Annotated in this window: 13 protein-coding genes; 9 read left to right on the top strand and 4 right to left on the bottom strand. The window is 55.4% G+C overall.

Going from position 1 to position 15,484, the window contains the following annotated elements; translation table 11 throughout:
• Positions 1–28 precede the first annotated feature (28 nt).
• The 6 genes from nadD (at position 29) to JMJ04_RS15615 (ending at position 4,118) form a co-directional block, all read left to right on the top strand.
• Positions 29–820 carry a nicotinate-nucleotide adenylyltransferase gene (nadD, locus tag JMJ04_RS15640; protein ID WP_201371388.1) on the top strand — a complete coding sequence of 264 codons (792 nt, stop codon included), beginning with the start codon at positions 29–31 and terminating at the stop codon, positions 818–820.
• A gap of 24 nt (positions 821–844) precedes the next feature.
• Entirely contained in the window at positions 845–1,072 is a 228-nt protein-coding gene (locus tag JMJ04_RS15635) for a DUF951 domain-containing protein (RefSeq protein ID WP_007906355.1), read from the top strand.
• Between the two features lie 103 nt (positions 1,073–1,175).
• Entirely contained in the window at positions 1,176–2,600 is a 1,425-nt protein-coding gene (locus JMJ04_RS15630) for an MFS transporter (protein WP_201371387.1), read from the top strand.
• A 119-nt stretch (positions 2,601–2,719) separates the two neighbouring features.
• Positions 2,720–3,292: a hypothetical protein gene (locus JMJ04_RS15625; protein ID WP_201371386.1), complete on the top strand. Its 573-nt coding sequence runs from the start codon at positions 2,720–2,722 to the stop codon at positions 3,290–3,292.
• The gene (locus JMJ04_RS15620; protein ID WP_201371385.1) at positions 3,241–3,543 is read left to right on the top strand and encodes a hypothetical protein; all 303 of its coding nucleotides are present in this window, start codon (positions 3,241–3,243) and stop codon (positions 3,541–3,543) included. Before JMJ04_RS15625 ends, JMJ04_RS15620 begins: the two co-directional genes overlap by 52 nt.
• On the top strand, positions 3,543–4,118 hold the full coding sequence (locus tag JMJ04_RS15615) for a P-loop nucleotide/nucleoside kinase family protein (protein WP_201371384.1): 576 nt from the start codon (positions 3,543–3,545) through the stop codon (positions 4,116–4,118). The genes JMJ04_RS15620 and JMJ04_RS15615 overlap by 1 nt, the downstream gene beginning before the upstream one ends.
• Positions 4,119–4,124: 6 nt before the next feature.
• Here JMJ04_RS15615 and mutL read toward each other — a convergent pair whose 3' ends face one another.
• Positions 4,125–5,924, bottom strand: coding sequence for a DNA mismatch repair endonuclease MutL (mutL, locus tag JMJ04_RS15610; RefSeq protein WP_201371383.1), 1,800 nt, complete (start codon positions 5,922–5,924; stop codon positions 4,125–4,127).
• Entirely contained in the window at positions 5,921–8,602 is a 2,682-nt protein-coding gene (gene mutS / locus JMJ04_RS15605) for a DNA mismatch repair protein MutS (protein WP_201371382.1), read from the bottom strand. Before mutS ends, mutL begins: the two co-directional genes overlap by 4 nt.
• Before the next feature lie 406 nt (positions 8,603–9,008).
• Here mutS and JMJ04_RS15600 point away from each other — a divergent pair, with 406 nt between their 5' ends.
• Positions 9,009–10,649 (top strand): mucoidy inhibitor MuiA family protein, encoded by a 1,641-nt coding sequence (locus tag JMJ04_RS15600; protein WP_201371381.1) that lies wholly within the window; start codon positions 9,009–9,011, stop codon positions 10,647–10,649.
• Positions 10,650–10,721: 72 nt separating this feature from the next.
• Here JMJ04_RS15600 and JMJ04_RS15595 read toward each other — a convergent pair whose 3' ends face one another.
• Positions 10,722–11,774, bottom strand: a complete 1,053-nt coding sequence (locus JMJ04_RS15595; protein WP_201371380.1) for a hypothetical protein — start codon at positions 11,772–11,774, stop codon at positions 10,722–10,724.
• Positions 11,775–12,250: 476 nt separating this feature from the next.
• Between JMJ04_RS15595 and JMJ04_RS15590 the strand changes: the two genes are divergently transcribed.
• Both JMJ04_RS15590 and JMJ04_RS15585 read left to right on the top strand, forming a co-directional pair.
• On the top strand, positions 12,251–13,444 hold the full coding sequence (locus tag JMJ04_RS15590; RefSeq protein ID WP_201371379.1) for an aminotransferase class V-fold PLP-dependent enzyme: 1,194 nt from the start codon (positions 12,251–12,253) through the stop codon (positions 13,442–13,444).
• A 225-nt stretch (positions 13,445–13,669) separates the two neighbouring features.
• Positions 13,670–14,224 carry a 2'-5' RNA ligase family protein gene (locus JMJ04_RS15585; RefSeq protein ID WP_201371378.1) on the top strand — a complete coding sequence of 185 codons (555 nt, stop codon included), beginning with the start codon at positions 13,670–13,672 and terminating at the stop codon, positions 14,222–14,224.
• A gap of 44 nt (positions 14,225–14,268) precedes the next feature.
• Here the strand turns inward: JMJ04_RS15585 and JMJ04_RS15580 are convergent, their stop codons facing one another.
• Positions 14,269–15,456, bottom strand: coding sequence for a carboxylate-amine ligase (locus tag JMJ04_RS15580; RefSeq protein ID WP_201371377.1), 1,188 nt, complete (start codon positions 15,454–15,456; stop codon positions 14,269–14,271).
• Positions 15,457–15,484 lie beyond the last annotated feature (28 nt).

Genomic DNA, 15,484 nt, shown 5'->3' with positions numbered 1-15,484 from the left:
AGCTTTTTGGGATAGGTGATGTGATTGTATGCTGGCAGCCAGAGGCTGCCAGCATACAATCACATCACCTATCCCGCGAGCGCCGCAGGCGCGAGCAATTACGTACACCCCCGAGGAGGAAGAGATACCGTTGGAAGAGCAGCAGAGATCACAGCAAGCGCAGTTGGTTGAGCATATTGGCATTATGGGAGGCACCTTTGATCCTATTCATAATGCCCACCTGGCGGTTGCAGAGGAGGTTCGCGTCGCGCTGAATCTCTCATATATTCTTTTTATTCCGACCGGGCAGCCCCCACATAAACGTACGCATCACCTCACTCCATCCCAACATCGCCTCGCCATGGTCGAGCGCGCCATTGCCTCGAATCCTTTTTTTGCCTGCTCGCGCATCGAGGTGGATTGGTCTGGCCCATCTTACACCACTGATACCCTGAAACGACTGCGCGAGGAGCTCGGTTCCCGGGCCTGCCTCTATTTTATTATTGGCTGGGATAGCCTGCTTGATCTACACAAATGGCATGATCCCGAGGGCATCCTTGCACAACTGACCGCACTCGTGGCGGTGGGCCGCCCCGGCTATTCAGCGTCTGGGGCGCTTGGGAACCCCTTCGATCAGGATAACCTGGACAACACAGAGTATAATACAAAGCTAGAGGAGCGTTTGCCTGGTATCACACAACGTCTGCGTCTTGTGCAGGCTCCCATGCTGGAGATCTCTTCAACTGATCTACGCCAGCGTGTCGCCCAGGGACGTCCCATACGTTATCAAATGCCTGATGCTGTGACAGAATATATTCACGAACATCATCTCTACCAGTAATAGAGAGTAGAGGACATACATATTATGGAGCCAGTACAGTTTGAGATCGGCGATCGCCTGCGCCTGCGTAAGAAGCATCCCTGCGGTGGTTTTGACTGGGAGGTCTATCGCTTGGGGGCGGACATCGGCTTGCGCTGCGAGACCTGCGGTCGCCACATTCTCCTTCCACGCTCCGAGGTTGAGCGTCGCATGAAACAACGTTTACCCCGCCTTCCCAAGCCAGAAGACGACTTTGATCCATATGAGCTCTAAATCTGCGATCGCCCTCTAACATCCTCACCCGCACCTCTTCACAGATCCGGGTGAGTTTTCCCTCGACGCCCACGAGCATATGCTCATAAAGGAGAACATCTGAATGGCAGTAGCCAAACCTGGAGGAGGCTTTCTCACCCTTCTCCGCAAGCCAGATTTTTTGCGCCTCTGGCTGGCCCAACTCATCTCACAAACAATTTTTAATGCCTCCAACTGTGCCATCATGCTCCTCATTGAAGCAATCACCCAATCGACGACACAGTTGGGGCTGGCCATTATCAGCTTCAGCCTGCCTGCGGTGCTCTTTGGCGCGCCCGCCGGGGTTCTTGTTGATCGGATGTCGAAGCGCAAGGTGCTCTGGAGCAGCAACTGTTTACGCGGCATCGTCAGTCTTATTTTCGTGCTCTCGCTACTCTTTAATCACAATGCCCTGCTACCCGTTTACGCGCTCTCATTTATTGTTTCTACTATTTGCCAGTTCTTCGCGCCCGCTGAATCTGCCACCATTCCGATGCTCGTCAATAACGAGGAGCTGATGCCCGCGCTCTCCCTCTTCAATATTACGATCATGATTTCGCAGGCCCTGGGCTTTGTGGTCCTCACACCGCTCGCATTGCTATTCCTGCCAACCTTTCATCTCTTTGGCCTGACGCTCGACCCTTTTGTGCAGATCTACGCGGCGACGGCGCTGCTCTATCTCGTCTGCTCCGGACTTATTCTCCTCATTCCAAACAAGAGCTTTGCCCCTCATATACAAGCACCCAAGGATGACGACCTGACCGCGCAAACCATTGGGGCGATGGGGCATATCTGGCAAGAAATGGCTCAGGGATGGAACTTTGTGCGCACCAATAAGCCACTCTTCCTGGCGGTCGTACAGCTCTCCTTTGCGGGTGTGATTATCTTTGTCATCAGTGAAATCGCGACCCCAATGGTGAAAGATCTGCTGAGCCTTCCAGCCAATACGATGCCGATTGTCTTTGCGCCTGCCGGTATCGGCCTGATCGCCGGTTCGCTGCTGATGCCGCAACTGGTCAAACGCCTGGGACAATATCGCACCATCCACTTCGGCGCCCTGGGCCTGACACTTGCCACAGCGATCATTCCCCTGCTCACCCTGGTTGTGCGCCTGCTTGCGCCGCAAAGCTGGCGTGGCAATCCCTGGTTGATGCTCATGGTCGCCGTCTTGATGTTCGCGGCTGGCATCGCGCTGGACTTTATCAATATTCCCTCGCAGACCGCCATTCAGGAACTGACACCTGATAAGCTCAAGGGACGTGTGCTCTCGCTGCAAATCGTGCTCTATAGCGCCTGCTCTATCCCGGTCCTACTCTTCCTAGGGGCCGCCTCCGACCTGTTTGGCATTGACCGGGTCCTCTACCTGCTGGCCGGCTTTCACCTGGCCTTTGGCCTCTGGTGTATCTACTTTGAGCGCAAATATAAGCTCACGGATCGCCAACAGGCAGTACCCGTGGTCACACCACTGGAACACGTGGTCATACCCCAGGAACAGGAAGAGAGGGTGTAGTCGAACATATTTGTTGACGCTATACAGGTTCAGCATCTACAATACATAGCAGACTGATCCAGTCTAAACCACAGCCGCATCGATGAGGTCGTTGTTTAGCATAGCAACCAGGAGAGCGCATGGATACCCAGACGCAAATTATAGAACAAATCGCACCCTATCAGCCCTGGCTCACCCTGTGCGGTGTCCTGGTGCTTTTCCTACTTCTACGTGCCACGCGCAAGGCCTTGCGCCGGCGGGTAGACGAGATCGGATACTGGCTGCTAGGCGAGCGTGGCCGGCTCATCTGGTTCTGGATCAATGCCCCTGGTGTAATGCTGCATGAACTCAGTCACGCGGCAGTCGTCCTGCTCTTCACACCCTTCGGCTTTCGCATCACCAGTATCACGCTCTTCCGTGTACAACCGACTACGGCACGCGACCGATATGGACGCGTCGTGCGGAGCGGGGGACGCCAATCGCTGCAACTGGGCGAGGTACAATACGTTCGTCCCAGGGAAAGCTTATCAGCTACGTGGGGGATGGACTCAGCGGCATTGCGCCGCTCTTTGGGGGCACCGCCATGTTCGCTTTCCTCTATTGGATCGCGACCGGCTATAATCTCTGGGACATTCCCCTCGACGCGCACCAGAACTGGCAGTTGCTCCGCCCCGACTGGCCCTGGTGGACGCTCATCTTCGCGCCCTACCTGATCCTGACAGTCACCTCCGAGCTCTGGCCCAGCCGCCAGGACTGGACGGGAGCGCGCTGGTTTATGGTCGGCCTCTGTACCTGTCTCTTGCTGGCTCTCGGCCTGCTCTGGTACACCAATCATCTGGCGCGCGTGCTCTCTCTGAGCACATTTATGGCCTCGCGCATCGATTTCGCCCTGGTTGTCCTGGTCGTGCTCGACCTGCTCTTTCTGATCATCGCCGAACTGACCGCGAGAGGGGTACGCCACTGATGTCCACGGACAAAACCACGCCGCTTATTCTTATTACCGGCCATCCTTGTACAGGCAAGACAACGCTTGGTCTGCGCCTGGCCGCTGATCTGAGGCTTCCCTTTATCAATAAAGATGGTATCAAAGAGCAGCTTTTTGAGTCTCTTGGCTGGTCGGATCGCGAGGCCAGTCGTCGCCTGGCACCAACCACCTTCGCCTTGCTCTACTACTTCCTCACAGCCCAATTACGCGCGGGACAGCCCTGTATTATCGAAGCCAACTTTGACCCGGCCTTTGCCACAGAGGAATTTCACACACGCCAACACAACTTTCCTCTACGCATCTTCCAACTCCTCTGCTACGCTGATGGACAGATACTCTTTGAGCGCTTCCAACTGCGATCTGAATCTGGAGAGCGACATCCAGGGCATCAGGATCACCTGGCCTATGACGAGTGGCGCACCCGGCTTAGCAATGGTCGCCTGGAACCGCTGCAACTCGACGGCACACTCTACGAGCTTGATACAAGCGACTTCGCCGCCATAGACTACAAGCACATCTTAAACACGATACGCGACTTCCTGGTCATATCCTGACAAAAGCTACCAGTCGAACTTTTCGATGAGAAAGCTACGGCTGTAATGGAGCAGGATCGGGCTGCCATGTGGACAAACTGCTGGTACGGAGGCGCGTGCCAGGGAGGTCAGAAGCGACTGTTGCTCACCCTGGCTAAGCTCGCGGCCCCGCCGCAGAGCCGAGCGACAGGACAGGCCAATCAAAAGGCTGTGCTCCCAATCCTCATTATCTTCGGCGGCGATCTGCACCAGGTCCTCGACCTGGCCCGCGAGCTGCTCATACCCTTCTCCGCCTGGAATCGAGCGCACAAGGAAACTGCGCCCGCCGAAGCGCTCACACTCCAAACCCAGCCCACGCAACATGGGGAGACGCTCTTCCAATAGTTCCGCCTCGTGGCGCTTCAGCTCAACAATCACTGGCTCCAACAGGAGATGCCCATTAACGGCCTCGCCCTCCTCATCCTCTACCGAATCGATGCCATGAGCGTAACGCTGGCGCAGGTGCTCATAGATTACACGCTCATGCGCCCGGTGCTGATCGACGAGGTAGAGGCTGCCATCGGGAGCCTCGGCCAGGATCACCGCACGCTGCAGTTGGGCCAAGGGGCGCAACTGAGCAATCGCCTCCGCCGAGGTGGGGGATGCGGCCTCCGCCAGGTACTCCTCGGTAGTCTCGCTCATATGCAACCCTCTGCGACGTGCACCAGGCAGCCTGTGTTGGGTCGCCAGGACCGGCCCGGGGAATTTGACCTCCTCCGGCAGGACAGGGCTACGCTCCAGCACAGCCTGGACCGACTCCGTCAGGAGATCAAGCACCTCCCGCTCACGGAGCAGGCGCACCTCGGTCTTGGCCGGATGTACATTCACATCGACCTCGTTGGGGGCGACCTCGATAAAGAGTACAAGCAGGGGATGCTTTCCCTTGGCTAACAGACCACGATAGCCCTTCTCCACAGCATCATAGAGCGCCCGCGATTGGACCCAGCGCCCATTCACAAAGAGCGTCACGTACTGGCGATTGTTCTGCGCCAGCACCCGATTTCCGATGTAGCCATGGATGCGATACTGCTCACCAGCACCTCGCCCCACCTCGTAGAGCATCTCATTGAGCGGCAGGGAATAGATTTCAGTCAGCGCGGTTTTTAGCTCACCCGAGCCGCTTGTCTGTAAGGCGATATGCTCATCGAGCACCAATGTAAAGCGCACCCCTGGATAGCCCAGGGCGTAGCGCCGTATATAGTGGAGGATATGCCCATTCTCGGTACGCGCACCCCGGATAAATTTCAGGCGCGCGGGCACGTTAAAGAAGAGATCACGCACCGTCACCGTGGTTCCAGGGACCCTGGCCTTGCGCCCACGCTCAACCACCTCGCCTCCACGCAGGGTCACGAACTGGGCAGGACGTTCTTCACTTGTATCTCCGGTCTCGCTGGCCCTGCTCTCAAGGGTCATCTCGGCAATGGTGACGATGCTCGCCAGAGCCTCACCACGAAAGCCAAGCGTTCCCAAACGTTCCAGATCCTCAATGGTCGAGAGCTTGCTGGTACTATGCCGCAAACAGGCCCGCTCTAACTCATCCTCAGGAATGCCAATACCATCGTCGCTGACACGCATAAGGCGCAAACCACCACCACGTACCTCGATCCGTATCGCACGGGCCTGGGCATCTAAAGCATTCTCAACCAGTTCTTTAATAACGGATACTGGGCGCTCAATGACCTCGCCCGCCGCGATGCGCTCGGCGACCTCGTCGGGTAAGACCACGATTGGTCTGCGTGCCGGGCGCTGCTCCAGCTTGTTTTCGGGTCGCTCGTACAACTGACTCATGCTCGCCTTCCAGTACGTTTCTTCTGACAGCTCTGTAGCAACGACAATAAGTTCAGGGCATCCAGGGGCGTAATGGCATACAGATTGATGAGTTCTAGATCATCCGCGCTCCCCTCGCCAGCCCCCAGGCGCTGCGCGATCTGCCGAGCTTCCTCACTCTGCCAATGATAGCTCGCCTGCGACTCCGCGACTCGCCCATTGCTCTCTGCACCCATATGCTCCTCGCGCTCCGGGAGAAGGATTAAACGGCTATCGCTGGCCTGCTGCCCCTCCTCTAGCTGGTATAAAATCTCTTCGGCGCGCTCCACAATACTCATGGGCATCCCCGCCAGGCGCGCGACATGTACGCCGTAGCTCTTGCCCGCGCTCCCCTCGACGACTTTGTGCAGAAACACAATGCTAGCATGCTCATCCTCATCACTGATCGCCATAGCATGGACACAGAGATGGGGCAGCTCTTCCGCGAGAGCCGCCAATTCATGATAATGAGTCGCGAACAGCGTACGCGCTTTTAAGCGGCTATGCAGGTGCTCCACCACGGCGCGGGCGATGGCCAGCCCATCATAGGTACTAGTCCCACGTCCGATCTCGTCGAGGATGAGCAGACTATGGGGCGTGGCATGATGCAGGATGGTTCCCGTCTCCTCCATCTCAACCATAAATGTGCTCTTGCCAGCCGCGATATCATCCTCGGCCCCAACACGCGTAAAGATCCGGTCGACAACCCCTATCCGCGCCTGCCTGGCTGGCACAAAACTACCAATTTGCGCCATGAGCGTAATCAGTGCTACTTGGCGCAAGTAGGTCGACTTGCCTGCCATGTTGGGGCCGGTCAGCAACATAATACGCCTCCCCTCGTCGGCCTCCATCTGTGTATCATTGGGAATGAAGACGTCGCCATCCAGGGCATATTCAACGACCGGATGCCGTCCATCGCGAATATCAATGCCATGTCCCTGCTCCAACTGGGGACGCGTATAGCCCTGGTGAACCGCGACCACGGCGAAGCTCAACAGGACATCAACCTGGGCCACGAGCCTAGCTGTGTGCGCTAGCTGTGCATAGTAGACGCTAATCTGCCGCAGGACCTCCCCGTAGAGCCCCTTTTCCATCTCTTCGATGCGCTCGACGGCGCTCAGGATACGCGCCTCATGCTCTTTCAGCTCAGGTGTGATAAAGCGCTCGGCGTTGACTAGCGTTTGCTTGCGCATGTAGTCGCCGGGCACCAGTTTCAAGTTGGCATTGCTCACTTCGATATAGTAGCCAAAGACCTTGTTAAAGCCAACTTTTAGAGATTTTATGCCTGTTCGTTCGCGCTCACGCCCCTCCAGAGAGACCATCCAGCGGCGCGAGTCGCGAATGGAGGCAAAGAGTTCATCCAGCTCTAGATCATAGCCCTGGCGAATCAAGCGCCCATCATCGCCATGCTCATCCTCCTCGCCCGAGCGCATCAAGGCCCGATCTACCAGGTCGATGACCTCCTGACAGTCCTGCATATCCTCGGCCAGTTCGCGCAGGAGCAACGCCTCGCAACCACGCAAGAGTTCACGCAGCTCAGGGACATGCTCAAGATTGTCGCGTAAGCCCAGAACCTCGTTGCGCACAGCGGTCCCCTGGCGAATGCGCCCGGCGATACGCTCCATATCGCTAAAGACCTGCAAGCTCATGGTAAAGCGGCTACGCAATGCTGGACTCTCAAAGAGTTCCTCGACACTTCCCAGCCGCGCATCCAGTTCATTGAGGTCGAGCAGGGGCTGCGTAATGGTCTTGCGCATCTCACGCGCACCCATCGGGGTAATGGTACGGTCGAGCACGCCCAGCAGGCTCCCCTGCACACTGCCGCTGCGCGTGCCCTGAAGAAGTTCTAGATTGCGCTGGGTATGGGCATCCAGCACCATATAGCTGCTGGTGCGATAGGATTTTAGGCTCGTCAGGAGGGCGAGCAGGCCATTATTCATCTTTTCCAGGTAGGCGACTATCGCGCCCGCGGCGGCGATGGCCTGGGGAATATGCGCGCATCCATATGCTTCGAGTGATTGCACGCCAAACAGCTTACAGAGTCGCTCCTGCGCCATCTCGGAATTGAAGAAGTGTCCAGGGCAGGAGGTTACCGTCACCGTCTGCGTAGGAAAGTGATACGCCTCACGGTTACTCCCTTCAGCAAGCAGACATTCAACCGGATTGAGACGCTGGAGTTCGGCGTCCAGCGCGACTGGTAGCTCCTCGGAGCGAAACCAGGTCACGAGAAACTCGCCGGTACTGACATCCACAGCCGCCAGTGCGGTCTGTACACGCCCCATAGCGATAGCCACCAGGTAGTTATTCTGGCGTGCTGGTAGGAGATTTGGCTCTGAGAGCGTACCCGCCGTTAAAATTCGTGTCACGGCCCGGTCTACCACACCCCTACCCACCTCTCCCACCTGCTCGCAGACAGCGACTTTATAGCCCGCGGTAATCAGCTTGCCAATATAGTTATTTAAGGCATGTAGAGGGATACCGGCCAGGGGTATCGCTTCATTACCATACATGCGACTGGTGAGCACGATCTGTAGCTCGCGCGCGGCGATCCGTGCGTCCTCATCGAAGGTTTCAAAAAAGTCCCCCACCTGGTACATGAGAAGGGTGTCAGGGTATTGGCTCTTAATGCGTAAATATTGCTTGCGTGCGGGCGTCGTCATCAGCGATTTTCCCTCTACTCCATCAATCCCTGAATGTTTATCTTGAACATCCGTACATTACTCTATTCTCATTTTATTGTCAAAAGCTGGATATCATCGCGCCTTGAGATATCCACTCTTCCTACTCTTCTGAAGGGTCATCGCGCCTGCGGCGCTCAGAGTGTAAGGTGTGTGGTGGCGGGCAGGCTCTGCCTGCCCGCCACCACACACCTTACACTAAGGCGAGCTTGCGAGCAAACACGGGCACCAAAAGAAGATTTATGTAGTTCTGAAACACAACTATAGTTCACGAAATATCTGGTAAAAAGCAGCATAATATGCTATTCTCTACATCCAGGCTACTGCCAACCAGCACTGGTGCTCGCACGTACATAAGACGAAGAACGCAATATAGAAGGAGACTCCCATGCCCGCAACTGATATCCAGGCTCCCATTACCGAGGTAACTGTTTATAACGACCGCGCCCTCGTCACACGCGCAGGCACCATGCACCTGGCCCAGGGCGAACATGATGTGCGCATCAATGATCTGCCACCTTTTCTTCGTGAATCACTCCGAGCCTCCGGCCAGGGTCCGCAAGGCATGCGCATTCTTAATGTGGATATTACCACCGCCTATCATAGCGTTACGACGCGTGACGACCTGCTAAAACTAGAGATAGAAATTGATCACCTGGAGCAGCAGGCAAAGCTGCTAAAAGCACGCCAGGAGGCGTTACAGGATCGACGCAAGTGGCTACGTTCCCTTGGCGAGCAGGCAACTGATTTCGCGCGAGGCCTGGCCCGTGGGCAGATGAAGCCCCAGGACTGTGCGGACTTCTTTCGCTTCGCCTCTCAGCAAGCCCAGCAGGATGCGGAAGAGGCCTTGGACCTAGACGTACAGGTTCAGCGTATTCAGAAAGAAATTCAGGCCCGCCGCCGCGAATACACACAGAAACAAAACAGCGGCACAACTGACCGTCTCGCGGCCGTGGTCGCGCTTGAGATGCCACAAGAGGGCGACATAACGCTAGAAATCTCCTACATGGTTATGGGGGCCTCTTGGCAGCCCCAGTACGATGTTCGTGTTCAGCTCAATGAGGATGGCAATCGTGGTGAGGTCGAACTAACTTATCTGGGCGTGGTCACACAACGCACCGATGAAGATTGGAGCAATGTTCGGCTCTCACTCTCCACCGCCCGCCCCAGCCTGGCCTCGGTCTTGCCCGAGCTTAAGCCCTGGTATATCAATACCTTTACGCCTACCCCGGTCTATGCCGCACGCGCCCTAAAAAGCCAGGCCATGTCAGCCGCAGGAATGAGTGCGCACATGGAGAATATGGATATGCCACCACCGGCACCAGCGGCAGCACCAGCGGCAGCCATGTCCCAGCCCGCACAAATGGCTACGGCATCCGTGGAGAATACAGGCACCGCTTATGTCTTCCGCGTCGCGCGTTCCGTCGATATTCCCTCGAATGGCTCGCCGCATAAAACAACTATCGCGCTTGATCGCCTTCCCTGCACCTTTGACTATGTCTCGGCTCCCTCTCTGGAGGAGAACGTGCATCTGCGCGCCACCATTACCAATACCACTGAGCGCGTCATTCTACCCGGTACAACTCATATCTTCCTGAAAGGCGAATATGTTGGTACCTCCCAGGTCAAACAGACCGCTCACTCTGAGCGCTTCAAAATCTTTCTCGGAATCGACGACAGCATCAAGGTTGAGCGCAAGCTGACGGAGCGCGCCGTCGATAAGGGGGTTCTACTACAAAACGATCTGCGCCGCCTGACCTACGGCTACCGTATCACCATTTCCAACTTCACGTCCTTCCCACGCCAGATCGTGTTACGTGATCACCTGCCTGTTCCTCAACATGAACGCGTCAAAATTAAGGCACTTCATGTGCAACCAGCGCCAACCGAGCAGACCAAGCTCTCGCTGTATACCTGGCAGTTCACGCTCCCTCCAAGTGGCGAGTACAAAGTAGAGTATCGCTTCCTGGTGGAGCACCCACGTGACTACACCCTTATCGGCCTGCCTCCCATTGACGAGCCAGTTTAGCTAATCAGGGAAAAAAGGTGTGATGGATCCTGGCAGTTGCAGGCTACCAGGATCCATCACACCTTTTTTCCTTTATGCTGAGACGGCACGAATGAAGTCTGCCATGACATCATAGGCGGTCGCGTCGGGTCCCGCAGTCTCATCTTCGGGCAGGTGAAGCGTGACTGTCAGACCTCCTGGTACAATATCCATCTCCATGTGGGCTAGCATGGAGGCCGGGCTAACCGCCGCCAGGGGATCGCCTGCCTCTACCTGCTCTGTTTGGACGCGTGCCACGACATCCTGCCCCACGCGCTCAAGCGTCGCCACCTGCTTGTAGGGCGTGCCCGCGGCACGCGCACGCTGCAACTCGGCGGGCTGGAGTTCGCGGATGCCCTCACGCTGGACCTCTTCGAGCTTGAGCGGAACGTCCATCAAGACATTAGCAATCGCACAGAGCTTGACCGTGGCATCCCAGCCGTCGACATCCAGACTGGGGTCAGTCTCAGCGATACCCAGTTCCTGCGCTCGCTTGACCGCCTCAGCAAAGTTTTTGCCCTGCTCCATCTCGTTAATAATGACATTTGAGGTGGCATTGAGCAAGCCACGAAAACGCATGAGTTTGGTCGCTGGAAGTGAGTTTTGATAGAGGGAGAAGATAGGCGCGCCTGCCATGACTGTGGCTTCAAAGAGGAAGTGTTTCCCTTTGCGTTGCGCCAGTTCCTCCAGTTCCACATAGGCATGGACCACTGGTCCCTTATTCGCGGTTACGACATGGGCCCCCAGTTCCAGAGCTGTGCGCATGTAGTCAATCGCGGGCTGGCCCGTCTGAGGATTCGTCGAGGTAAGCTCAAAGAGCACATCCGCCTGGGCAGCCTGGAGCCACTCCTGCACATCACGCGGCTCTGTCTGCGTAGGTGACACATTCCCGGCCAGGAGGGCCTCAAGGTCGATCCCCTGAGGATCAGCGATCCAGCCCATACGCCGAGTCGCCACACCGGTCACACGCCACTCGATACCATATTCATTCCGCAGATCTTCGCGCTTGGCTAATAGGTGCCGCGCTAAAGCTCGACCGACGTTGCCAAAGCCTAAAATACAGAGATTATAGGTCTTGATCTCTGTTTTTCGCTCTTTTGTATGCATATCGCTAACGTACCTCCTCGTACCATTCCTAAAATCAGGTGGGAACAGACATCGTTATGTGTGAAGCCTGAAACATAGACTTCCCCACCTTTTGCCTCTGACAACCCCTCACCGCAAGATCAATAGGAACTTTCGTCAGTCACTATATTAATCGTAAAGAATTTTGTCTATAATCTCAAAATTTTCCATGCTTTAGTACTCCTGGCAGTCCTCCAGGCCAAATTTTGTAATGTATTTGTTAATCATTAAGCCACATTCTATTCTCTGACAGCTACCACTATTCTCCTCTTCATGCCTACTCGCATGGAACGGTCCTGAATGGTAAGATAAGAAAGCACTACGTCTATTTTTAGTACGCTGTTCAATTTCGTTTGAAAGAGTTCATACCGCCTGCGGCGGTAGGGGAAAGGGACGCAGAGGGGCTGGCGCCCCTCTGCACTCCCCGCTTTTCCTTTTCAGCAGAAGGAAGCTGTGATATGCCTTTCGTTTTCGATGTACAACGCGCCAGGGAGGAGACGCCAGGCTGTGCTAATGTGCTGCACTTCAATAATGCTGGCGCCTCTCTTCTCCCCGAGCCAGTTCTCTCAGCCACGCTGGATCACCTGCGCCTCGAAGCTCAGATTGGGGGCTATGAGGCCGCCGATCACGCCCAGAAGCAATCAGAACATACCTATGATGCCATTGCGACCCTGCTTCACTGTTCGCGCGACGAGGTGGCGCTCATAGAGAATGCAACCCGCGCCTGGGATATGGCCTTCTATGGCATGCGCTTCCAGGCAGGGGATCGTATCCTGACCTCCATCGCGGAATATGCGAGCAACTATATCGCCTATTTACAGGTAGCACGTAAGACAGGAGCCGTGGTAGAGCCTATCCCTAATGACAAATATGGGCAGGTCGATGTAGAGGCGCTTCAGTCTATACTCGATGAGCGCGTCAAACTCATCTCGGTGACGCATGTCCCCACCAATGGCGGCCTTGTCAATCCAGTACAGGCTATTGGCAAGCTAGCACGCCAGCATCACATTCCTTTTCTCGTCGATGCCTGCCAGTCCGTCGGGCAGATGCCTATCGATGTCGAACAAATTGGCTGTGATATGCTCTCGGCCACGGGACGCAAGTATCTACGCGGGCCGCGTGGAACTGGTTTTCTCTATGTACGGCGCGCCTTCCTGGAACAGCTAGAGCCGCCCATGCTTGACCTGCACGCCGCTACCTGGACGACGCAGGATAGCTATGAGATGCGCCCAGACGCGCGGCGCTTCGAGAACTGGGAGGGGAATGTCGCGGGTCGTATCGGCCTGGGAGTCGCCGTTGACTATGCGCTCAACTGGGGGCTGGAGAACATCTGGCGCCGTCTCAAGGCCCTGGCATACCAGCTCCGCACTCAACTTAGCCCGATACCCGGCGTCATTGTGCATGATCGGGGTGTCAACCAGTGTGGCATCGTGACCTTTACGATTGAGGGGATCCCCCCTGAAGAGATCAAGCGCCAGCTAGCCGCGGAGAAGATCAACGTCTCTATCTCCGATTATAACTCAACGCTCCTGGATATGGAGAGCCGCCACCTGAACACGATGGTCCGCGCCTCCCTGCACTACTATAACACTGAAGAAGAGATCGAGCGCTTCTGTAAGCATATTGATCGCATGGCCGAAACCGCATTTTAGAGGATAGGCAAGGATAAGCAATGAGAGTGTTATAGCGGAAATGTCTAAGATATCTCCACTATAACACTCTCATTGCTTATAAAGCATGTTATATACTTATATTGACTGCTTTGCCCTCTAATGATAGCGTGTTCTACATATTGCCAGCAGGAGTATGCTATGTAGTAATACATAGACCCGTCCCGTATCATGAGGACCTTTCCACAATTGCAGAGGGATACGACCATGCACGGCATCGTTTCTTTACTTGATGAGACGTATTACCGGGTCATTGAGGAGCTCTGGGCCGAACTACGTAATGAGTTCGGCGTTCAAGGCGTCTATGTGACGCCTTATCCCCATTTCTCTTACCATATTGCTCAGGACTACCAACTGCCCAATCTTAAAGCGTTTCTGCATGATTTTGCCGCGCAGTATTCTTGTTTCTATGTGCGTACCACTGGACTGGCTCTCTTTACTGGCGAGCACCCCGTGCTCTATATCCCCCTCGTACGCAATCACCACTTGAATAAGTTCCATTGCTCCCTCTGGCGCGCTTTACAGATTTCAGGAATAGTTAGTGGAGGATCTGAGCTCTATCACCCCAATCAGTGGCTCCCGCACATCACCATTGGCTTTGGCGATATCGATGCCCGCAAACTCTCCCAAATCATTCCCTATCTCAGTTCACGCGATTTTGCCTGGGATCTCCAGGTTGATAACCTGGCCCTGATTTATGACACTGGGACAGAGCAGACTCTCTGCCATCAAGAAGAGTTAAAGAACTGTGTGGATGTGTAGTTACACATCCACACAGTTCTACATGACACTTTATGATGCACACTCTAGCTGATGCGCGAGTGCATCATGAAGTGCATAAATGGCGCCTGGGAATCGAGTTCTGTTAGCTCCACGCCGCGCATCGTCTGTTCGATGAGGAAACGCTGCACGGCCTCGATATCGCCTCCGCTCTCTTTATAGATGGCGATCTGCCGGTCCGCTCCGTTGCCCTGGGGATCATCAAGAACTTGGCGCAGGTAATCAATCTCGCGCCGACTCCCAAGCTCATCAACTACCTCGTCAACATAGTCAAGCAATTCGCAAAGCGCGTCACGCATCGGCAGCTTACGATGCCGCTGAAAATCGATAGCCTCGGCATCGAGACCATAACGCATGGCACGCCACTTGTTCTCCTCGATATAATCGCGGGGACTAGCTGGGGGTCCCTCGCCTCGCTCATTGAGGCGCGCGAGTTTGGCCACCAGCGCCTGGCAGAGCGCCGCAATCGCCAGCGTATCTTCTAAGGTCGCGGGCATATCACAAATGCGGAACTCCAGGGTATCGAAGAAAGCGTGTGGGCGGATATCCCACCAGATCTTCTTGCCATTATCGATACACTTCATATCTACCAGGTCCTGGACAAAGCGCTCAAAATGCGCCCACGAGGGAATCACGTCAGGCAAGCCACCGCGCGGGAAACGCTTCCAGACTACCGTACGATACGATTTCAAACCTGTATAGCGTCCCTGCCAGAAAGGAGAGTTGGCGGAGAAGGCCAGGATGTGCGGCAACCAGGTACGTACCTGGTTCATGATGCGAATCGCCATCTCTTTATCTGGTATGCCAACATGCACATGCAGGCCAAAAATCAGAATGGCGCGCCCGACATCCTGGTACTCCTCCTCAAGCTCTTTATAACGCTCTTTCTCGGTTCGCCGCTCTTCACGCCAGGCCGCGCTGGGATGGGTACCGGCACTCACAAGCGAGAGGCCATCGCCCTTGGTTAGCCGGTAGAGTAGTGCTCGCGCCGTATAGAGCTCTTTTCGCGCCGCCTCCAGGTTGGGAAGCACACTTGAAATAAACTCTATGGTAGATTGCAGCATTTCAGGCTTAATCTGCTCCTGAAAATATGGCACTCCCTTTTCCAGCACAAATGGCGCGCTTGAACTGAGCGCTCCATTGTCCTGGCGTACAAGCTGATATTCTTCCTCTATCCCAAGCGAAAACGGCACCGCTTTTTCTGACTCACTCATCCATTCATTCTCCTACACGAGGAGAGAG

Origin of the sequence: Ktedonobacter robiniae, from assembly GCF_016587375.1 — a bacterium.
Lineage (GTDB): Bacteria > Chloroflexota > Ktedonobacteria > Ktedonobacterales > Ktedonobacteraceae > Ktedonobacter > Ktedonobacter robiniae.
This window is presented reverse-complemented; position numbering and strand designations above follow the sequence as displayed.